This window comes from Halobellus rarus (assembly GCF_024494595.1).
In the GTDB taxonomy this organism is placed as follows: Archaea; Halobacteriota; Halobacteria; order Halobacteriales; family Haloferacaceae; genus Haloquadratum; species Haloquadratum rarum.
Map to the genome: position 1 here is coordinate 138,816 of NZ_JANHDI010000010.1, position 19,828 is coordinate 158,643.

A 19,828-nucleotide genomic window follows, 5' to 3' on the forward strand; every position below is an offset into this window, starting at 1 on the left:
ATCGACCACCAGCCCGCCGCTGTACCCCGTTACGGCCTCGGGTCGACGACGGCGGTGGATCGTTCCTTCCGAGGGCGATCATCGTCTTTGGTGACATTTTTATTTTCACTCCAGGTGTAGATAGTAACCAAAGAGTTAAGTTTTTTCACTATCGATTCTCGCACTATGCGTCAGGTGGATCGACGAAAGTTTGTCAGTGGCATTGGTGCTGCGACGCTCGCGGGCGTCGCGGGATGTAGCAGCGGCGGAAGCGGCGGCGACTCGGGCGGAGATTCCGGAGGCAGCGGCGACAGCGGCGGGGATTCGAGCGGTGACTCCGGCGGCGACGGCGACGACGGCGGTTCCGACGCGCCGGCTCACACCGACCCCTCGACGTATCCGGAGTTCGACCCCTCGAGCCCCGAGTTCCCGCAGCTGACCAGCACGCTGCTCGACGCCGGCTTCGAGACCGGCGCGATGTCGGATCTAGAGCGGATGCAGGAGAATCCCCGGGACGAACCGCGCTACGGACAGCCGGTGGCCGAGACTCCCGACGACGAGAGCGAGTGGCTCGACCCCGACACCCTCGAGTTCTCGCTGACGCCGACGGAAGACCCGACGGTCTACGAGGAAACGCTCCGCCCGCTGCTGGACAACATCGAAGAGGAGACCGGTAAGACAGTCAACTACGCCTCACTGGACTCCTACGCCGCGCAGGTCGAGGCGATGCGTTCCGAGCGGCTTCACCTGGCCGGCTTCTCGACGGGTGCGGTCCCGTACGCGGTGAACATCGCCGACGCGGTGCCGTTCAGCGTGCAGATCGACGGCAGCGGCGAGAACGGCTCGTTCGGCTACCGCCTCTGGCTGATCACGCAGGTCGACAACCCCGACATCGGCTCGCTCGAGGACCTCAAGGGCGAGCCGATGCAGAACGTCGCTCACGCCGACCCCTCGTCGAACTCCGGGAACCTCGCGCCGCGCGCGCTGTTCGCCAACGAGGGCGTCGTCCCCGAGGAGGACTACGAAGTCAGCTACTCCGGCGGTCACCAGCAGAGCTCCCTCGGCGTCGCCAACGACGACTACGAGGCCGCGCCGGTCTGTTCGACCTGTATCGCCCGCGTCATTCGCGACGATCAGATTGATCCGACCCAGCTCAAGTGCATCTGGGCCTCCGATCCGTTCCCGACGACGGCGTTCTCGTACGTCAACACGCTCCACCCGGACATCCAGGAGGGCGTCCGGAAGGCGTTCATCGATTACGACTACCAGGGCACCTCGATCGCCGAGGAGTTCGAAGGCCGGGGTACCTGGGTCGAAATCGACTACGCGACCGTGTGGGACATCATCCTCCAAATCCAGGAATCGCTCGACGTCGAGTACGAGACGGGCAACCTCTCGGAGTAATCGGCGGTTCTCCCCGCTCACTCGTTTAGTCCAACAACATTATCGTAGATATGCTCTCAGTAACTGACTTACAGAAGACGTACCCTTCGGGTGACGAGGCCCTCAAAGGCGTCTCGCTCGACGTGACAGGTAGCGAGACGGTAGCGATGATCGGCCCCAGCGGAGCCGGGAAGAGTACGTTCATTCGATGCGTGAACCGACTCACTGAACCGACCGGCGGGAGCGTCGAACTCGACGGGCTCGAAATAACGGGGCTCTCGGGCAAAGAGCTCCGGAACGCACGCCGCGATATGGGGATGATCTTCCAGGAGTACAACCTCATCGAGCGGCTCACCGTCATGGAGAACGTCCTCTCCGGACGACTCGGATACGTGAGCACCTGGGACGCGTTCCGGCGGAAGTTCGCCGGCGACGACATCGAACGCGCGTACGAGGTCCTAGACCGCGTCGGACTCGGAGGCCACGAGAACAACCGGGCCGACGAACTCTCCGGCGGGCAGCGTCAGCGCGTCGGCATCGCGCGGGCGATCCTCCAGCGGCCGAAGATCCTGCTCGTCGACGAACCGACGAGCAGCCTCGACCCCGAGTCCTCGCGGGCGGTGATGGACCTCCTCACAGAGATCGCCGCCGAAGACGACATCCCGGTGTTGATCAACATCCACGAGGTCGACCTCGCAGAGGAGTACGCCGGCCGAATCGTCGGACTGCGCGACGGTCAGAAGGTCTTCGAGGGAGGACCGGACGATCTCGACGAGACCGCCCGCGGCCAGATCTACCGCGGCGAGGAAATTCCGGAGGGTGCGGGCCCGACAGGGAAGGTAGCGGAGGCCGGGACCCCCGGAGAGTCCTCGCAGGAAGAAGGTCAAATCAGGCGGGGCTAGCTATGGCGACAGAACAACCGGAACAGCGGACGTGGAGGCGCCCGACGGCGTTCTACAACCACTACGTGAAGTGGGCGGTCTACGTGGTCATCACGGTGTTCCTGCTGTGGAGCGCCTGGAATATGCGGATCTCACCGGCCCGGATAATGGACGGCTGGAACGCCGCCGTCGGGCTGGTCGAAGGAATGGTCCCGCCGGAGTACACCACGCAGTTCAAGAACGAACTGCTGATCGAGGGACTCGTCGAGAGCCTCGCGATGTCGGTCATCGCGACGATCGTCGGCGTCATCATCTCGATCCCGGTGGCGTTCATGGCCGCCGAGAACATCGCACCGAAGCCGGTGTACTGGACCGGCAGAGGGATCATCACGGTCTCGCGGTCGTTCCACGAACTCATCATCGCGATCATCGCCGTCAAGGCGGTCGGGATCGGCGCGCTCGCCGGCGTGATCGCGCTCTCGTACAAGACGGTCGGCTTCTTCGCGAAACTGCTCGCCGAGGAGATCGAAGACATCGACAGCGGACAGATGGAAGCGACCGAGGCCACCGGCGCGAACCGCGTGCAGACGATGCTCTTCGGGGTCATCCCCCAGGTGATGCCGCGGATCATCGGGCTGACGATCTACCGCTGGGACATCAACATCCGCCACAGCACGATCGTCGGTATCGTCGGCGCCGGCGGCATCGGCGCGACGCTGCTGAACTCCTTCGACCAGTACGACTACGACTTCTTCCTGACGATCATCATCGCGATCATCGCGATCGTCATGGTCGGTGAGCTGATCAGTACGTACATCAGGGGGCGGATACAATGACAGACTACCAGACCTGGGAGCGGCGGACGCCGAGACAGCGGATCGGCCGGTACATCCTGATGCTGATCGTACTGGTCGCGGCCGCGGTATCCTGGCAACTGTTGCAGATCAACTACAGCTACCTCGGGACCGCTCCGACGGAGTTCATGGACCTGATCAACCGGATGTACCCGCCGAACGTCGGGTACACCGGCGAGATCATCTCGCCGATGATCGAGACGATCCACATCGCGATTCTCGGAACGGCGCTGGCGGTCCTGATGTCGATTCCGGTCGCGCTGATCGGCGCGGAGAACACGACGCCGAACCGGTTCACGTTCGTCCTGGGGAAGTTCATAATCTCCGCCTCGCGGTCGGTGAACGTGATCATCTGGGCGCTGGTCTTCGTCATCATCTTCGGATCGGGCGCGCTGGCGGGGACGCTCGCCATCGCGGTCCGCTCGATCGGTTTCTGTTCGAAACTGATCGCGGAGGCCATCGAGGAGATCGACCCCGGTCAGGTCGAAGCGATCCAGGCGACGGGCGCGAACTCGATCGAGGCCGCGATCTACGGCATCGTTCCGCAGGTCAAGCCCGCCCTCATCGGCGTCTCCACCTACCGGTGGGACATCAACGTCCGCGCCTCGACGATCATCGGCTTCGTCGGCGCCGGCGGCATCGGCGTCGAACTGAACACGTCGATCAACTTCTTCGCGTGGCAGCAGGTCCTCACGATCCTCTTGGCGATCCTCATCATCGTCGTCTTCAGCGAGGTCGTCTCGGCGTACCTGCGCCGGAAGGTCCGCTGAGCCGCGTTCCTCCGTTTCGGTCCAGCGCACGTGCCTCGTCGGGTCGGTTTTGATAACGGGGTATGCACGACCCAGCCGCGAGATGCCTCACAGACGTACGGCCGACAGAACCAATCACGTGACCGCGCGCCGTCGTGGGATCGGTCGCGTACACGCTTCCGACGGCGACGCGGAGAATTCGAACCCCGAAACGCTGGAGATCCGAGACCGCTCGATCGCACCGGAACGCCGAGTCGGTACTCCGACTGTCGCGGTGGCTCCCCGATATCGGGCACTACCCGGATGGCGACGACGCGATCGGGCCCCGAACCGTTCCAAATCTAATCAGATCCGTGTCAGTATGTGGATCGGGGAGTCCCAGGTGAAGAGACGAATCGCTCCGCGCTCGAAGATCTCACTCGCTGGCGGTACCGAAGTGTATCGCTGGATCAGGCACCACGTGCTGTCGGCGGTCTATTTCAGGGGTTTCGGACCCTAACATCGACGAATTCCCAACAGGCGCACGATCGGCGATGCGCGGTGATCGGAGAGACGGGACAGTCGTTGAATTGCCTCGGTCCGCTCCGACGTGGCTGTTGTCTCCCGGTTCGAACGTAGGCCGACTATATAGAACAAATTGTGCCGTTCGGAGCGTGAAATTCGCGTATTGTTCGATATGTCGAAACGGGGGAGCAACGGCCGCCGGGGATGACTCGCCAGAGGCGGTGAATATTTCCTTTAAACCTCGATTTCAACGGGTATGGAGACATCAGTGGCGAACAATGGAATCGAGATGCCGAGTTGAGTTTCGTATATCGAAATTCATCGCACACTCTTTTAATATTGTCTGCTACTGTGAGATATATTTTCATAGTGGGACCGGGACTGAGACGGTCCGAAAGACCGGAATAACGTCTAGCTGCGCGATGTCCGGTTCGGAGAGGAGTAAAAGAACGTGAATCGGGGGAGCCGATACACCGGACACCTACGGATATATATAGAAAATACCAAGGATTATAAGGGTAAACAATAACATAAGTCGAGTGGAAATGATGACAGAAAGAACCAGGCGAACGTTCATCAAAGGTGCGGGCGCAGCGACCGTCGCGGGGCTCGCTGGGTGTTCGAGTCAGGACGGGAGCGGTGATTCCGGCGGCGATTCCGGCGGCGACTCCGGGGGCGATTCCGGGGACTCGAACGGGACGACGACGGGATCGGGCCAGGGCGAATCGGTCACGATCCAGTTCTGGCACGCGATGGGCGGTGACCTCGCACAGCGCATCGACGACATCGTTGACAGTTTCGAAGAGCAGAGCGACGGCATCACCGTCGAAACGACGTCGCGGAACAGCTACCGGGACAACCTCAACGCGACGACCTCGGCGGTGAGCTCCGGAAACCCGCCGGCGCTCTCGCAGCTCTTCGAGATCGGGACGCAGTTGGCGATCGACAGCCAGGCGTTCGTCCCGGTCGAGGACATCATTCCGAGCGACCGGATCAACTACGACAACTTCCTCGATCCGGTGTTGGACTTCTATCGGGTGGACGGGAAGCTGAACTCGATGCCGTTCAACTCCAGTAACGCGATTATGATGTACAACCGGGACGCCTTCGAGGAGGCCGGGCTGGATCCGGACTCTCCACCCACGACGTACCAGGGCGTCACGGACGCCGCGAACACCCTCACCAGCGAGGGCGTCGTCGAGCAGGGAATGACGTTCCCGAACCACTCGTGGTTCGTCGAGTCGTGGTTCGGGCACCAGGACACGACGCTCGTCAACAACGACAACGGACGGAGCGGGCGCGCGACGGAGTCGAACCTCGACAGCGAGGCCGCCCAGAACATCTTCGAGTGGTGGGTCGACCTCTACGAGCAGGACCAGTACCTCAATCCCGGAATCGAGGCGTGGGGCGAGGCCCAGCAGGCCTTCCTGACCCAGGAGACGGGGATGATCATCTACTCGACGTCGAGCATCGCGCCGATGAAGCAGGGCGCCGCCGACAACGGGTTCGAACTCGACACGGCGTACCTGCCCGCGCCCGGTGGCGACCGGGCAGGAATCCCCATCGGCGGGGCGTCGCTGTGGGTCCCGCAGGGCCTCTCGGACGCCCAGCAGCAGGCCGCCGCGGAGTTGCTGCTCTTCATGACGCAGCCGGAGCAGCAGGCGCAGTGGCACACCGGAACCGGCTACTTCCCGGTTCGCGAGGAGTCGATCACGCAACTCGAAGACGACGGGTTCTACGAGGAGAACCCGGCGTTCCGGACGGCCATCGACCAGCTCAACGAGACCGAGAGCACGCCGGCGACGAGCGGGGCCCTGATGGGACCGTTCCCGGAGGTCCGCACCATCATCGAAGAGGGCTACGTGAGTATGATCCAGGACGACGGACCGAGCGTCTCCGACGGCCTCTCGGAGATCAAAAGCGACGTCGACAGCGCGCTGCAGAGCTACAACGACCGGGTCTCGTAATCGACTCACTCCCACTGACAGAATGCCCGAATTCACTAAACCGTACGAATCGCGGTGGCAGGCGTTTCTGCTGCTGCTTCCGACGTTCGCGGTCCTGATCGCGTTCCTGTACTACCCGGGAGTCGAGACCTTCCGGTTGAGTCTCCAGCAGACGATTCTCCTGGGCACCCGAAAGACGTTCGTGGGGCTCGAGAACTACGCGACGCTCGCGACGTCCTCGGCGTACCACTGGAGCTTCGCGATCTCGGTCGCCTTCGCCGCGGTCGTCGTCGTCGGAACGCTCGTGGCATCGCTGTTCGTCGCGTACCTCCTCTTCCAGGTCGACGTCGGTTCGTCGACGTACCTGATCGCGGCGATCTGGCCGTATGCGCTGCCGACGGCCGTCGCCGCGTCGGTGCTCTTGTTCCTGCTGCATCCGTCCCTGGGGATCATCACCTACGTGCTGGAGAGCCTCACCGGGACCTCGCTAGATTGGTTCACGAACGGCCCGCAGGCGTTCGCGATCGTCGCCGTCGTCGCCATCTGGAAGCAGTTGGGATACAACATCATCTTCATGGTCGCGTCGCTGAACAACATTCCCGAGACGCTGACCGAGTCGGCCAAGCTGGACGGCGTCGGTCACCTGAAGATGCTGTATCGGGTGTACGTACCTCTGATGTCCCCGACGCTCGTCTTCCTCGTGGTCATGAACACGATCTACGCGTTCTTCCAGACGTTCCCGCTCGTCGACCTGATGACGAGCGGCGGACCGAACGAGGCCACGAACCTGCTGATCTTCAAACTGTACCGCGACGCGTTCGAGTTCAGCAACCTCGGGCTCGCGTCCGCGGAATCGGTCGTCCTGTTCGCCATCGTGGCGATACTGATGTACGTCCAGTTGCGGCTGTCGGAGAGCTACACTACCTATGCGTGATACGATGTGTGAAACCCCACAGTTGAACCGACGGCGCGAGCGTCGATCGCCACGGAGCGTCGGCTCCTCGCCGACGAGCAGTTCGAGCGAGGTGTGACAGATGGCGACACGCTCAACGTCCGAGTCGACGCTCGCCCGGTTGCTACCCGGAGACATCGACGCCGAGCAGGCGCTCGTCCACGGCGGCCTCGTGGTGTCGATTTTCCTGATGGGCCTGCCGCTGCTCCTGGCGCTGATCATGAGCACCCAGAACACCACCGAGGTGTATCAGATCACCAACGTCGGAATCGGGAGCCAGGGACTCTCGAACTACGAAACGGTGCTCGGGGAGTACAACTTCGGACAGTACATGATCAACTCGGTCGTGATGTCGGTGATCATCGTCGTCGGGAAGGTGACGCTGTCTCTCTTCGCGGCGCTCGCGCTCGTCTACTACCGATTCCCCTACGAGCGCGCCGTGTTCATGTTCATCCTGCTCACGCTCCTGTTGCCGGTCCCGGTCCGGATCGTGCCGCTGTTCGACCTGATGGCACGGCTCGGCTGGGGGAACACGCTGATGGCGATCACCGGCCCGTACATCGCGAGTGCGACGGCGGTGTTCCTGTTCCGACAGCACTTCATGTCGATTCCCGCCTCGCTGGTCGAGAACGCACACCTCGACGGCGTCGGGCCGCTGAAGTTCCTCTGGGAGGTGCTGATACCGATGTCGAGAGGGATGATCGCCGGCGTCTCGGTGATCACCTTCATCTACGCGTGGAACCAGTACCTGTGGCCGCTCATCATTATGAGCGATCAGAGCAAGCAGGTGGTGCAGGTCGGCCTCCGGTTCCTCCAGGCGGCCTCGCAGTCGGGGCTCACGCGCTGGGGAATCATTATGGCCGGCGCAGTGATCGCGCTCCTGCCGCCGCTCGCCGTGCTCATCGTGATGCACCGGCCGCTTCTCAAGACACTCGCGATCCAACAGAAGTGATACACTATGTCTGACATTCACATCGACGGTCTGACGAAAGAGTTCGACGACGTAACGGCGGTCGACGACATCTCCTTCGACGTCGACAGCGGCGAGTTCCTCGTCCTCGTCGGTCCCTCGGGGTGCGGTAAATCGACCACACTTCGGATGATCGCCGGACTCGAAGACATCACGAGCGGCGAACTCCGAATCGGCGAACGCCGCGTGAACGAACTGGCACCGAAAGAGCGCAACATCGCGATGGTGTTCCAGAACTACGCGCTCTACCCGCACATGACGAGCGCAGAGAACATGAAGTTCGGGATGAAGTCCGTCAGCGACTACACGAGCGAGGAGATAAACGAACGCGTCAGGAAGGCCGCCGACATCCTCGACATTCCGGAACTCCTCGACCGCAAGCCCAGCGAACTGTCGGGCGGAGAGCGACAGCGGGTCGCCATCGGACGGGCGATCGTCCGCGAACCCGACGTGTTCCTCCTGGACGAGCCGCTGAGCAACCTCGACGCGAAGCTCCGGGTGCAGATGCGCGCGGAGCTCTTACAGCTCCACCGGGAACTCGACGCCACGACGGTGTACGTGACTCACGATCAGACCGAGGCGATGACGCTCGGCGATCGGGTGGCGGTCCTGAACGACGGGCAGATCGAGCAGGTGGACCCGCCGCAGATGCTCTATGACTTCCCCGATACGCGGTTCGTCGCGGAGTTCATCGGCAGCCCCGCGATGAACATCGTGCCGATCGACCTCGCCTTCGGGGACGGCGCCGTCGCGCATCACGAGAGCTTCGAGCTGTCGCTGCCGAACCCGGAGCTGTTCACCGAGCGACCGGACTCGGCGTACTTCGGCGTCCGTCCCGAGGACGTCTCGCTCGTCGACAACGTCGCGGGCGATCCCGAGACGTTCGAGGCCGAAGTGAGCGTCACCGAACCGCTCGGGGAGTCGCTCTTAGTTCACTGTCTGCTCGGCGGCGACGAACTCCACGTGAAAGCGGAGGCGCGGACCGAACTCGACGCCGGCGACACCGTCGAACTCTGCGTCGACGAGGAGCGGCTGCACGTGTTCGACGACGCCGGCGACGCGATCTATCACTCCTCCCCGCGCGGAGAGACGGTGTCCGACGCCGCCGAGACGCAGGTCGAACCCTAATGAGCGGTGTCGTCGAAACCGTCGACGACACGCCGGTGTCGTCGCGGCAGTCGTCACCGCGCGAGCGCCCAGCGGGGAGTTCACCGGAGAGGGTCTGAAGTGCGCCCGATCGCCCACCGAGGCTGTCTGGCGCAGTATCCGGAGAACACCCTCGAAGCGTTTCGACGCTCCGCGGCGGTCGTGGAGATGATCGAGACCGACGTCCAGCGCTGCGCGTCGGGCGAACTGGTCGTCTTCCACGACGAGACGCTCGATCGAGTCACCGACGTTACCGGCGAGGTTGCGTCGACGCCGCTGTCGGCACTCAAGGAGGCCTCGGTCCTCGGCACTGACGAATCGATCCCCCTCCTGACGGAGGTGTTCGAGGCCGTTCCGCCGAGCGTCGGGCTGAATCTCGAACTGAAGGGGCTGGACGTCGCGGCCGACGCCGTCGAGATCGCCGGCCGGTACGACCACGAGGTGATCGTCTCCTCGTTCCGACCGGACGAGGTCGCGGACGCCCGCGACGCCGGTGCGGCGGCGGTCGCGTACCTGGTCTACGCCGACGCCGACGCGACCGACGAGTTCGACACGGCCGAGGCGCTCGACGTCGCCGACGAGTTGGGCTGTTCGTACGTCCATCCGCACGTTCACCTCTGTCTCGACACCGAAATCGTCGAGCGCGCTCACGCCAGAGGGTTCGGCGTCAACGCTTGGACCGCCGAGGGAAGCGACACGATCGCGGAGTTACGCGCTCGGAACGTCGACGGCGTCGTGATCGACGACTGCGGGCTCGCAGACGAGTGTCGAGACGAGTAGCGCGGGGGGCCGCTCTCTTCTCCGGTCGCGTTAGAGAATCTGGACGGCGACGACGCCGACGAGGCCCAGCAGCGAGAGGTACGCCGAGCGGGTCGTGACGGGAACGAGCAGGTTCCGGTTGATGCCCACGGCGAGCCACACCTTGACGAAGATGCTCGCGAGTGTGCCGGCCAGGACGCCCTGAGCCGCCACAGCGGGCGTAATCTGACCAGTACTCGCCAGCGAGACGGCCGTCGTAGTCGTCGTCCCGCTGGAGAGCAATCCGCTGAGGAAACTGGTGAGGAGGAAGCCGGCGGTCCCGAACATCTGTTGCGCTCCCGCCGTGATCACGAGGACGAGGAGGAACAGCCCGCCGAACGTCAGCGCGTTGGCGCTGCTGAACGGCGAGTCGAGATCGAGTTCCATATCGCCGGTCCAGTTGCGCTCGTAGCCGGTCAGCGCGACGCCGCCGACGGCGATCAGCCCGAGCGGGAGGCCGACGCTGAACGCGGACTGCGGGACGAAGGCGACGACGATGATGAGGTTCCGAACGGCCATCGCGGCGTCGGCGACGAGGATCGTCGCCACCGCGAGGTCGAGGATCCCCGAGTTGGTCTTCGCCCGGTTCGCGATTTCGCCGATGACGGCCGTCGAGTTGACGAGACCGCCGAAGAACCCCGTGATGAGCATCCCGCGGCTCCCGTAGCGCTGCATGATCGCGTAGTTCACGAACCCGATCGCGCTGACCGCGATCACCAAGAGCCAGATGAGTTGCGGGTCGATCGCGTCCCACGGCCCGTACGTCCCCGTCGGCAAGAGCGGGTAGACGACGAAGGCGATGATGGCGAACTCGGCGGCTCCGCGGACCTCCTGGTGTGAGAGGCGGTTCGCGAACTGGTGGAGCTCCCGCCGCAGGACCAGCAGGAACGACGACGTGATCGCGATGACGACCCCGACCAGGAGGTAGTCCATCCCGACGAGCACGCCGACGACGTAGGCGACGAGCAACGACGTCGACGTCGTCAGCGCGAGCCCGCCGCCGTCCTCGTCGGGACTGTCGCGCGCGTCGATGAGGAGCCCGCGAGCACCGAGCAGGATGCCCTGGACGAGAACCAGCACCCCACCGAGCGCCAGCAGGACCGTCTCTCCGAGCGTCGCGGCCGCCGCGCCGACGAGGCTGGTGAGCGTGAAGGTCCGAATCCCCGCGGACTTGTTCGACCACTCCCGCTCGAGTCCGAGCAGCATACCCAGCGCCCCCGCGATGAAGAGGTTGAGCACGTCCGCGTTGATCGGGACGGTCTCCGGGCCGAGCTGCAGCATCGTCAGATTCCCCCCGTGACCGTCCGCCAAAATAAAAGGAACATATGAGTATATACCAGTATTTTCTCTATTTAGGCTATATAGCCACGTCGCTTAGTTCTTTCGCAGCGAACCGGATTAGGCCCGCCTAAACTTCGAAAGGGACCTGAGTATTTAGGGTGGCCTAAATCGTATGTCGAGAGACGCTGACGACGGGATCACGCGACGAGAGATCGTCCGGTACGGCGCAGCGATCACCGGTGCTGGCCTCTTCGCCGGATGTACCGGCGGATCGGACGGCGGAGCGGGCGCATCGAGTACCACGTCGGCAGAGGCGACTGCCGTAGAAAGCACGACCGAAGCGACGGCGTCGGCGGAGCCGTCGTACACCGTCGCCATCGAACCCGTGGGGGAGGTCGCTTTCGAATCGGTACCGGAGACCTGGGTCGCTAACAACGGAAGCTGGGCGGATATGGGGATCGCGCTCGGGCTGGAGCCGCCGAAGGGCGTCTGGCTCCCGAGCCGGTACCACACGCGCTACTACGACGAGATTCCGGGTGTGAGCGTCGACGGCGACACCATCCAACAGCTCTGGGGCGACGGCGGCGTCGGCAAAGAGCAGTTCTACGAACTCGACGCCGGCGTCCACGTGTTCGACCCGAACTTCCTGCGTAACCGCGGCGAGTGGTCGGAAGACGACGTCGATGAACTGACGACTCAAATCGGGCCGGTCTTCGGGAACAGCATCTTCGGGCGGACCTATCCGTGGCACGACGACTATCGGTACTACACCCTCTACGAGGCGTTCGAGAGGCTCTCACAGGTGTTCCAGCGAACCGATCGGTTCGAGGCGTTCGCGGCGCTCCACGGGGAGTTCCAGACGAACCTGCGGTCGGCCGTCTCCGAAGCGGGCGAGCGACCCTCCGCAGCGGTCGTCTGGGCGGGCGGCGACCAACCGGAGTCGTTCTATCCCTACGTGCAGAACGAGGGAACGAGCTTCAAGCACCTCGAAGACCTCGAAGTGGGAGATTCCCTCGCGAACACGAGCGTCAAGGACTTTCTCAGTAACCGGGGTGCGATCGACTACGAGACGCTGCTGGACGTCGATCCCGAGGTGCTGCTCGTCCGGGGGCAGGAGGCGAAGACGGCCGAGGAGTTCCGTGACACGGTGGTCTCGTTTATGGAATCGCACGACGTCGCGAGCGAACTCACCGCGGTCGCGAACGGTGACGTCTACCGGGCGGGGCCGCTGTATCAGGGGCCGATCACGAACCTCGTCGTTACCGAGCGACTTGCGAGGACGCTGTACGGCGTCGAGGAGGAGCTGTTCGACCGACAGCGCGTCAGCGACATCGTGGCCGGTTCGTTCGAGGCGTAGGCTTTCGGGCGAGCCTCGGAGCTGTCGGACCGAAGCCTCGAGAAACCGCGCTGTTCAATGTGTTCCAGCGGGTAGAGACAACCAATGGCCGAAAAGCGCGCGACGGTGACCTGCCCCGAGTGCGGACAGCGGGAGACGTTCGACAAGCTCGCGCGGGCACGGGCGTTCATCGAGACCCACCGGTCCGAGACGGGACACGAGGCGACGTGGGAATTGCACCGACTCTCGCCGGGTGTCGAGCGCGCCGGGGACGACGCCGGCGTCTGCGGTCGGCCGGAGTGTACGACCGAAGATTCGCCGCTCTATCTCGGCGACGACGCGAACGTCTGCGACTGAGGGAGAGTGCCGCCCTGAGGCGTCGATACGGTCCCGTATCCACGCCGCACGCTACTCCGTGGCGAGCGCAGCGTCGAGCAGATCCCGCCGCCGTCGACACTCGCGGACGGCTCGCGCGAGTCCATCGAGCGCTGGATAGGTCGTGTCGCGATCGCCGAAGAGGTACTCCACGACCGCGTCGTGACCGATGCCCGCCTTCACGTCCGAGGACGTCACGGCGTCCAGAGTCGACTGTCGCGCTCGGATCGCGTCGTCGAGGTCGGCCTCCAGCGCGGTCGTCTGACGGCGACGCGCCCACAGTTCCGCGTCTTCACACAGCAGGCGGTCGGACTTGTCGACCGACGGGAGCGACGCTTCGACCCGCTTCAGCACCCCGATCGCATCGTCGAGCGACTCCAGTTCCCGTGCCAATACCCGGAGCATCACCCGGCCCTCGGCGAGGCGCTGGTCGACGGAATCGAGGACCGCCCGCCGGAGCGGCTCGGTGAATCGGTTGCCGCCGCCCTCGGTGGCGAGCGCGACGGCGACCTCCCCACTCAACTCCGCTGCGATAGCGGCGTGCACACCGCCGGAAGCGTCGTCGACGTGCGGCAACACCGACTCCTCGAAGGCCGCGCGAACCCGACGACACCCGCCGGTAGTCGTCGGCGCGCTCGCTGTCCACCCGACGGAGGACGGTCCGGTCGTCGCACCGGTATCGCCGAGATCAGCCGTCTCCGTCTCGGCGACCGTGCGACGGAATCGCTCGAACCCGCGCTGTTGTCGCTCGGTTCGTCGCCGCTCGTCGCGGGCGGTTCGACGGGCCGCGGTCAGCTCGGAAACGGCGTCGCCGACGTCCGGCACGGTCGTTCACCTCCGTACCGCTTCGAGTTCGGGCCGACGACCCCGCCCGATCGATCCGATCGACCGCGGGACGGAAGGGCGTTCCTGGGCACGCTTTTCGGTCCGCCTAAATCCTAATAACGGTTGCGCTCGGAGCGGGCGAAGGAGGGCCGCAGACCGATCTGATCCGCGGACTTTTCTTCGCGCCGGACGCAGTGGCAGTATGCGCGCAGCAGTCTTTCACGGTCCCCGAGACGTTCGCGTCGAAGACGTTCCCGAACCGGAACTCGACGCCCCCACGGACGCCGTCGTCCGCGTGACCCACACCGCGGTCTGCGGGTCGGACCTGTGGTTCTACCGGGGCGACAGCGACCGCGACGCGGGGTCGAAGGTCGGCCACGAGCCGATGGGGATCGTCGAGGCCGTCGGCGACGACGTCCGCTCCGTGGAACCGGGCGACCGCGTGCTCGCGCCGTTCAAGATCAGCTGCGGCTCCTGTGAGTTCTGTCGGAAGGGGCTACACACCTCATGTGTGAACGGTGACGGCTGGGGCGGCGACAACGGGGGCGCGCAGGGCGAGAAGGTCCGCTGCCCGCACGCCGACGGGACGCTCGTCCGTATCCCTGATCGCTACGCCGACGACGAGGACGCCCTCCGCTCGCTGTTGCCACTCACTGACGTGATGGGCACGGGCCACCACGCCGCGGTGAGCGCGGGCGTCGAGGAAGGAGACACCTGCGTCGTCGTCGGCGACGGGGCGGTCGGCCTCTGCGGCGTGCTCGCTGCGCGCCGTCTCGGTGCGGAGCGGATCGTCGCCGTCGGCCACCACGAGGACCGACTCGAACTGGCTGAAGAGTTCGGCGCGACCGACGTCGTCGCCGCGCGCGGTGAGGAAGCGGTCGAACAGGTCCACCAGGTGACGAACGGCGGCGCGAACCACGTGATGGAGTGCGTCGGCGCCGCGTCGTCGATGGAGACGGCCGTGGCGGTCTGCCGGCCCGGCGGCACCGTCGGCTACGTCGGCGTCCCCCACGGCCTCGACGGGGGCCTGGACCTCTTCTCGTTCTTCGGCGACAACGTGACGCTCCGCGGCGGCGTCGCGCCCGTGCGCGCCTACGCAGAGGAGTTGATGGCGGACGTCCTGCAGGGAACGCTCGACCCCTCGCCGGTGTTCACGAAGACCGTGGACTTAGAGAACGTCGCCGAGGGCTACCGCGCGATGGACGAGCGCGAGGCGATCAAGGTGCTCGTCGAGGTCTGAAGGGTTTCTATTCACTCCACGCCGCCGACGCCCGAGGCCGCGTCGGGCAGGTCGTAGGGATCGGCGTCGAGACCGAGCGCTTCGAGCGCGGCCGCGAGGTGTTCGTCCTTCGCGTACTCCGCGCCGTCTTCGACGCGTAGCTCCTGGGCCTTCGCGAGCACCTCGCCGCGGCGGTCGTCAGGGATGTCGTACTTGTCGGTCGAGAGTTCGATCACGAGGCCGTTGTTGTCGTGGGTATAGAGAGAGAAGAAGATGCCCCGGTCGAAGACGTTGTAGTTGCGGCCGTCGTCGTCGAGCGCCGCCGCGACGTCCTCGAAGTCCTCCGGCGCGATGCTGAAACAGAGGTGATGGACGGAGCCGGTGCCGCCGCGCTGGGGACCGCGGTTCGATTCGCGGTCGCCGACGAACACCGTCAGGATTCGGCCGTCGCCCGTGTCGAAGAACAGGTGCGTCTGAGAGGGGTCGTCGAGGTTCGGCTGCCTGAGCACCAGCGGCATCCCGAGCAGGTCGCGATAGAACGCGAGAGTGTCCTCCTCGTTGCTCCCCCAGATGGTGATGTGGTCGGTCCCGGTCGTCTGAAACGGACTGTCCGGTCGTTCCGCGGTGACTGGCGGGTCGTCGCTCATACCCGCCGTAGAACGGCCACCGGCATAAGTGCCGGAGTGACACCGATGTCACTTGCGGTGCATCGATCCGTTCCGATCCCGGAGACGGTTCCCTCTCCGGCTACTGGCCGACGAACGTGTCCCGGCGGTACCGACACTGCTCACAGAAGAACTGGGCGTAGCCGGCCGGCTGGACGCCGGTGAACGACATCTCTTCCCCGCAGTCGGGACACCACTTCTCGTCGACGCTCGACGGCCGCTGAATCGACATATCTCCACGGAGTGTGTGACCGTATATCAATCTGCCGAATATGTAATGATCGATGAATGTCGAATCGGTGAGAAGACGGGACGTCGTCGTTCCTGAAGGGGCGTCGTCTCGCACCGACGACTCGACGACGCGATGTCGCGATCGCCGGTGCGCGATCACAGTGGCGTTCGTACGTCTTCGCGCGCTCCCCGGTGCGGGCTCGAACGAGCGATGGTACGGACGCTACGATACGACGGTCCGTATCAGTACCGCGAGGGGAGGTACGCGAAGCCGATCATAAAGACCGCCGTGAGGAACGAGACGATGCTAATTCCCCACAACCCGTTGATGTGGGTCTGGAAACGGTCGATGTCGTCGATCTGGCTGTTGTAGTTCTCGAAGTTCTGTGTCAGTTGCATCGTCGAATCGTCGGGGAAGTGCGCGAGGTACGTCTGATCTCCCAGCGTGACGTTGGCCTCGTCGCCGACGCTTATGGCGTTCGTCCGCGGACCGGTCCAGGACAACTGCACGGCGTCCGCCGTCACGGAATCGACGGTGGTCGCGTTGCCCTCGTACTGGATCGTCTCTCCCTCGGCGTACGACTGCGTCTCGGGTTCCGGGAAGTACTCCGCGGCCGGAACGAGTTCCGAGTCGTTGAGCACGACGTATCGGGTGCCGTTCTGCTCGACCGTTTCCTCACTGGCGTCCGGGTCGTCCAGAAGGATCGCCGTCTCGTTGATCTCTTCGCGGAGCGTGAACTCGGTGGGTTCGTCGCCGTCAGCGACGAGCACTCGCCACTCCTCGCCGTCGACGGTCTGCGTGGAGTCGTTTTCCCAAGTGACGGTGTACTCTGCAGACTCCTCGGTGTACTGCAGTTCACCGCTGCCGTCGGAGACGCTCGAAACCGTGTAGGTCTGGTCTCCGACCTGGAACTGGTCACCCTGTGCGAGTTCGTACTCGGGGTTGTCGAACTCGACGGTCGGTGTCTGCGCGGTCGCGATGAGCGAGTACGAAGCCGCACCGATAACGATGAAGAGTGCGACGTAGATCGCCGCGGCGCGTCGTTGCATATCTCCGGATTTGATCACGTGGCGTATAACGGTTACCGTTTTCTCGAACGTTCGTGGCGAGACTCGGCCCCACGCTCGAGTGTCCGATCTCAGGTCGGCAGGTCTTCACGGCGTTTTGAGGCGAAAACCGCTACGACGGTCGTAGAAGGAATCCGACGAGACAAACCACTATATTCACCGGAAGGGAATCGGAGACCAGCGTCCGCCGGGTCGCGACTGTCAATGATCACTATTCACAACGGAATTCCGACGGCGGCAGAGTTACGCGCGTTTGCTCTGAAATATCGACGATCCGGCCCGGATCCTCGAACCACCGCCCGTCGGTTGGCTTCGATCGAGGCCAACGAGGAGGTCCTAGAGATACTATCGGAACCGTTCACGTCGGTCGAGGATACCCACGACCGGCTGGTGCGGACGGAACAGTCCTTTCGCGAGCGCAGCGACCGCCGATCGGTGTTTCTCACGGTGTACACGCGAATGACCGCGGCCGTTCGGTCGGGCATCCGGTCTGGACGCTTCGCTAACGAGGAGTGGGCGAGAAGATACCTAGTCGCGTTCGCGAACTACTATCGACGGGCGCTCCTCGCGTTCGAGCGCCGCGACTTCGAGGCTGTCCCCGCCCCGTGGCGAATCGGATTCACGGCGTCGGTCCGGGGCGATTCCTTGATCGCACAGGACGCGCTGTCGGGCATCAACGCGCACATCAACTACGATCTCACGTACACTCTCGACGACGTGGGGATCGACCCGGATCGCGACGCGAAGCGGGCGGACCACGATCAGATCAACGAGGTCCTGAACCGGCTCATCGATACCGTTCAGGATGTCCTGGTGGATGTGTACTCCGCCGTCGGAATCTCCCAAATCGACGATCTGCTCGGCCAGCTCGACGAGCAACTCGCATTTCTCGGACTCACGCGGAGTCGGCAATTCGCCTGGCGGAACGCCGTGTTACTCGCTGACCTACCGTGGCAAGCGATCGAGAGATACGTCGACTGGCGGACGCAAACCGTCGCGACCGGGATCGCGCAGTTCGTCCTCGCTCCCCGGACGACTTCTGCGACGTACGACCCACTTCGGAGCGCCGAAGCCGACCACCGGACAGTCGCCGCGTTTCACGAGGCGTTCGAAGACCGAGTCCCCGAACGACTGCTCGGTAATGCAACTCGGCTCGACCACGTCAGAGAATAAAACGAATTGTAAAGCCAAGGGCCGGCTTTAGGGCTAAGGGTTAAAGCCCAGCAAATAAAGAATATAAACAGAGATGGGGACACGAGATCAAATCGAGAACCTGCAAAAACGAATCAAGAAACGTTCAGGTCTGGCCGATGAGCCCCCCGAAGACGAAGACGCACCAACTATCTCCGAGGACGATGCCGAGGTCCTCCTCGAGTTCAGCCGGCAACTCGACCTGCTCAGTTCGAAGTATACTGACTACAGGCATCTCAAACTTCTCCGTCACTGCGTCATTATGGCGGAGCAGGTCGGTGGGCTCGCCGAGGCGCTCGAAAGTCGAGACGCCGCCGAGGAAGTCGTCGTATGGATCAACAGAGAGCGTGGTGTCCCCGAATACAGTGAAGAGACCAACCAAGACTATCGAGTTGCTCTCCGGATCTTCGGGAAGCGAACTCTCAAGTTGGCTGATGATGAGGTTCCGGACTCACTAGCGTGGGTTCCAACAGGTACGAGCAATTCCTACGACCCCTCTCCCAGTCGGTCCAATATGTTAGACTGGAAGGAAGCGAAGAGGATGGCCATCGAGGGGACAACCAATCACCGCGACAAGGCCCTCATCACAGTGGCTCACGAACTCGGACCGCGGGGAGAAGAAATGCACGGGGTCCGGATGAAGCAAGTGAATGACGCGGATCACGGGATCCAGATCAGTCTCGATGGGAAGCAGGGGGAACATTCGGTCACGCTAATCAACAGCGTCCCCTACTTACAGCAGTGGCTCAGCGAACATCCTGCTCCAGACGATGACGAGGCATACCTCTGGTGTAACCTGGACGATCCCCACGATAACGCGAGCTATCAGACGTTCCTCGGTCGGTTCAAAGAGGCAGGACGTCGAGTCGAGATGGACAAGCCCGTCACGCCTACGAACTTCCGAAAGTCGAACACGTACTGGCTCGCCAAACAGGGCGCAAATGAGTCATTCATCAACGAGCGTCAGGGCAGAAAGGCGACTTCTGACCACGCTCGACGGTATATCGCAGAGTTCGGACCGGAAAACGAGAACAATCAGTACGCGGAACTTCAGGGGCTCGAAGTACAAACAGCGAAGACGGAAGATCGGACTCCGCTCACGTGCCCTCGGTGTGATAAGCAGACCCCACGTGACGAACCGTTCTGCGTCTGGTGTCACCAAGCGATGGAGCCCGAGGCGGTACAGGAACTCGAAGAGCGAGAGGATGAACAGCGGCGAAAGCTACTCCGGATTGCCCAAGATAATCCGGAACTCCTCCAAACACTTGAAGAGATGGAACCGCTGATTGAAGCACTTGGTGGTGATGCAGAACTGATCGATGCAGCAGCGAGCTTTACCGAAGCAGTCGAGTGAGACGAGGAGGATTGAGATCGGCTTCCGGTTCCTGTTGGCCGGAATGGATCTATTGTAGAATAGTTCACAGACCTCCAGTGTGATCAGTCAATAACAGAATCATGGACGACTCCCGAGGTCA

The 19,828-nt window shown here is 63.4% G+C and carries 19 protein-coding genes; 14 read left to right on the top strand and 5 right to left on the bottom strand.

All coding sequences use genetic code 11. From position 1 onward, the window contains the following. Nucleotides 1-165 precede the first annotated feature (165 nt). From phnD to NO876_RS12900, 9 genes are all read left to right on the top strand, one after another. Entirely contained in the window at nucleotides 166-1,383 is a 1,218-nt protein-coding gene (gene phnD / locus NO876_RS12860; protein ID WP_345780756.1) for a phosphate/phosphite/phosphonate ABC transporter substrate-binding protein, read from the top strand. Nucleotides 1,384-1,433: 50 nt separating this feature from the next. Continuing rightward, the gene (phnC, locus tag NO876_RS12865; protein ID WP_256422067.1) at nucleotides 1,434-2,264 is read left to right on the top strand and encodes a phosphonate ABC transporter ATP-binding protein; all 831 of its coding nucleotides are present in this window, start codon (nucleotides 1,434-1,436) and stop codon (nucleotides 2,262-2,264) included. Nucleotides 2,265-2,266: 2 nt separating this feature from the next. Continuing rightward, nucleotides 2,267-3,079 carry a phosphonate ABC transporter, permease protein PhnE gene (gene phnE, locus NO876_RS12870; RefSeq protein ID WP_256422068.1) on the top strand — a complete coding sequence of 271 codons (813 nt, stop codon included), beginning with the start codon at nucleotides 2,267-2,269 and terminating at the stop codon, nucleotides 3,077-3,079. Continuing rightward, a complete protein-coding gene (gene phnE, locus NO876_RS12875) occupies nucleotides 3,076-3,867 on the top strand; it encodes a phosphonate ABC transporter, permease protein PhnE (RefSeq protein ID WP_256422069.1) in 792 nt (263 codons plus the stop codon). Before phnE (NO876_RS12870) ends, phnE (NO876_RS12875) begins: the two co-directional genes overlap by 4 nt. A gap of 1,028 nt (nucleotides 3,868-4,895) precedes the next feature. After that, entirely contained in the window at nucleotides 4,896-6,317 is a 1,422-nt protein-coding gene (locus tag NO876_RS12880) for an ABC transporter substrate-binding protein (RefSeq protein ID WP_390278818.1), read from the top strand. Between the two features lie 22 nt (nucleotides 6,318-6,339). Beyond that, nucleotides 6,340-7,230: a carbohydrate ABC transporter permease gene (locus NO876_RS12885; RefSeq protein ID WP_256422071.1), complete on the top strand. Its 891-nt coding sequence runs from the start codon at nucleotides 6,340-6,342 to the stop codon at nucleotides 7,228-7,230. 100 nt (nucleotides 7,231-7,330) lie between these two features. Then, complete coding sequence (locus NO876_RS12890; RefSeq protein ID WP_256422072.1) at nucleotides 7,331-8,200, top strand: carbohydrate ABC transporter permease; 870 nt, start codon at nucleotides 7,331-7,333, stop codon at nucleotides 8,198-8,200. A gap of 6 nt (nucleotides 8,201-8,206) precedes the next feature. Continuing rightward, on the top strand, nucleotides 8,207-9,346 hold the full coding sequence (locus tag NO876_RS12895; protein WP_256422073.1) for an ABC transporter ATP-binding protein: 1,140 nt from the start codon (nucleotides 8,207-8,209) through the stop codon (nucleotides 9,344-9,346). Between the two features lie 99 nt (nucleotides 9,347-9,445). Next, nucleotides 9,446-10,144, top strand: a complete 699-nt coding sequence (locus tag NO876_RS12900; protein WP_256422074.1) for a glycerophosphodiester phosphodiesterase — start codon at nucleotides 9,446-9,448, stop codon at nucleotides 10,142-10,144. A gap of 30 nt (nucleotides 10,145-10,174) precedes the next feature. Here the strand turns inward: NO876_RS12900 and NO876_RS12905 are convergent, their stop codons facing one another. Further along, nucleotides 10,175-11,443 (bottom strand): MgtC/SapB family protein, encoded by a 1,269-nt coding sequence (locus tag NO876_RS12905; protein ID WP_256422075.1) that lies wholly within the window; start codon nucleotides 11,441-11,443, stop codon nucleotides 10,175-10,177. Nucleotides 11,444-11,615: 172 nt separating this feature from the next. On the opposite strand from NO876_RS12905, the gene NO876_RS12910 reads away from it, so the two are divergent. Together NO876_RS12910 and NO876_RS12915 are read left to right on the top strand one after the other, a co-directional pair. Beyond that, complete coding sequence (locus tag NO876_RS12910) at nucleotides 11,616-12,800, top strand: ABC transporter substrate-binding protein (RefSeq protein WP_256422076.1); 1,185 nt, start codon at nucleotides 11,616-11,618, stop codon at nucleotides 12,798-12,800. Between the two features lie 84 nt (nucleotides 12,801-12,884). Beyond that, nucleotides 12,885-13,136: a DUF7542 family protein gene (locus tag NO876_RS12915; protein ID WP_256422077.1), complete on the top strand. Its 252-nt coding sequence runs from the start codon at nucleotides 12,885-12,887 to the stop codon at nucleotides 13,134-13,136. A gap of 51 nt (nucleotides 13,137-13,187) precedes the next feature. On the opposite strand, the gene NO876_RS12920 is transcribed toward NO876_RS12915, so the two are convergent. Beyond that, nucleotides 13,188-13,979 carry a DUF7260 family protein gene (locus NO876_RS12920; RefSeq protein WP_256422078.1) on the bottom strand — a complete coding sequence of 264 codons (792 nt, stop codon included), beginning with the start codon at nucleotides 13,977-13,979 and terminating at the stop codon, nucleotides 13,188-13,190. Nucleotides 13,980-14,181: 202 nt separating this feature from the next. Between NO876_RS12920 and NO876_RS12925 the strand changes: the two genes are divergently transcribed. Beyond that, the gene (locus NO876_RS12925) at nucleotides 14,182-15,219 is read left to right on the top strand and encodes a zinc-dependent alcohol dehydrogenase family protein (protein WP_256422079.1); all 1,038 of its coding nucleotides are present in this window, start codon (nucleotides 14,182-14,184) and stop codon (nucleotides 15,217-15,219) included. 11 nt (nucleotides 15,220-15,230) lie between these two features. Here the strand turns inward: NO876_RS12925 and NO876_RS12930 are convergent, their stop codons facing one another. The 3 genes from NO876_RS12930 to NO876_RS12940 all read right to left on the bottom strand — a co-directional run bounded on the left by NO876_RS12930 (nucleotide 15,231) and on the right by NO876_RS12940 (nucleotide 17,144). Beyond that, nucleotides 15,231-15,845, bottom strand: coding sequence for a VOC family protein (locus tag NO876_RS12930; protein WP_256422080.1), 615 nt, complete (start codon nucleotides 15,843-15,845; stop codon nucleotides 15,231-15,233). A gap of 100 nt (nucleotides 15,846-15,945) precedes the next feature. Next, the gene (locus NO876_RS12935; RefSeq protein WP_256422081.1) at nucleotides 15,946-16,095 is read right to left on the bottom strand and encodes an HVO_2142 family zinc finger protein; all 150 of its coding nucleotides are present in this window, start codon (nucleotides 16,093-16,095) and stop codon (nucleotides 15,946-15,948) included. A gap of 242 nt (nucleotides 16,096-16,337) precedes the next feature. Further along, nucleotides 16,338-17,144, bottom strand: coding sequence for a hypothetical protein (locus NO876_RS12940; RefSeq protein WP_256422082.1), 807 nt, complete (start codon nucleotides 17,142-17,144; stop codon nucleotides 16,338-16,340). Between the two features lie 222 nt (nucleotides 17,145-17,366). Here NO876_RS12940 and NO876_RS12945 point away from each other — a divergent pair, with 222 nt between their 5' ends. Further along, nucleotides 17,367-18,335, top strand: a complete 969-nt coding sequence (locus NO876_RS12945) for a DUF5995 family protein (RefSeq protein WP_390278826.1) — start codon at nucleotides 17,367-17,369, stop codon at nucleotides 18,333-18,335. A 73-nt stretch (nucleotides 18,336-18,408) separates the two neighbouring features. After that, nucleotides 18,409-19,707, top strand: coding sequence for a tyrosine-type recombinase/integrase (locus tag NO876_RS12950; protein ID WP_256422084.1), 1,299 nt, complete (start codon nucleotides 18,409-18,411; stop codon nucleotides 19,705-19,707). Nucleotides 19,708-19,828 lie beyond the last annotated feature (121 nt).

Coding starts and splice junctions, on each gene's coding strand:
- phnD (WP_345780756.1), top strand. CDS start 166: ATGCGTCAGGTGGATCGACGAAAGTTTGTCAGTGGCATTGGTGCTGCG.
- phnC (WP_256422067.1), top strand. CDS start 1,434: ATGCTCTCAGTAACTGACTTACAGAAGACGTACCCTTCGGGTGACGAG.
- phnE (WP_256422068.1), top strand. CDS start 2,267: ATGGCGACAGAACAACCGGAACAGCGGACGTGGAGGCGCCCGACGGCG.
- phnE (WP_256422069.1), top strand. CDS start 3,076: ATGACAGACTACCAGACCTGGGAGCGGCGGACGCCGAGACAGCGGATC.
- NO876_RS12880 (WP_390278818.1), top strand. CDS start 4,896: ATGATGACAGAAAGAACCAGGCGAACGTTCATCAAAGGTGCGGGCGCA.
- NO876_RS12885 (WP_256422071.1), top strand. CDS start 6,340: ATGCCCGAATTCACTAAACCGTACGAATCGCGGTGGCAGGCGTTTCTG.
- NO876_RS12890 (WP_256422072.1), top strand. CDS start 7,331: ATGGCGACACGCTCAACGTCCGAGTCGACGCTCGCCCGGTTGCTACCC.
- NO876_RS12895 (WP_256422073.1), top strand. CDS start 8,207: ATGTCTGACATTCACATCGACGGTCTGACGAAAGAGTTCGACGACGTA.
- NO876_RS12905 (WP_256422075.1), bottom strand. CDS start 11,443: ATGCTGCAGCTCGGCCCGGAGACCGTCCCGATCAACGCGGACGTGCTC.
- NO876_RS12910 (WP_256422076.1), top strand. CDS start 11,616: ATGTCGAGAGACGCTGACGACGGGATCACGCGACGAGAGATCGTCCGG.
- NO876_RS12915 (WP_256422077.1), top strand. CDS start 12,885: ATGGCCGAAAAGCGCGCGACGGTGACCTGCCCCGAGTGCGGACAGCGG.
- NO876_RS12925 (WP_256422079.1), top strand. CDS start 14,182: ATGCGCGCAGCAGTCTTTCACGGTCCCCGAGACGTTCGCGTCGAAGAC.
- NO876_RS12930 (WP_256422080.1), bottom strand. CDS start 15,845: ATGAGCGACGACCCGCCAGTCACCGCGGAACGACCGGACAGTCCGTTT.
- NO876_RS12935 (WP_256422081.1), bottom strand. CDS start 16,095: ATGTCGATTCAGCGGCCGTCGAGCGTCGACGAGAAGTGGTGTCCCGAC.
- NO876_RS12940 (WP_256422082.1), bottom strand. CDS start 17,144: ATGCAACGACGCGCCGCGGCGATCTACGTCGCACTCTTCATCGTTATC.
- NO876_RS12945 (WP_390278826.1), top strand. CDS start 17,367: ATGATCACTATTCACAACGGAATTCCGACGGCGGCAGAGTTACGCGCG.
- NO876_RS12950 (WP_256422084.1), top strand. CDS start 18,409: ATGGGGACACGAGATCAAATCGAGAACCTGCAAAAACGAATCAAGAAA.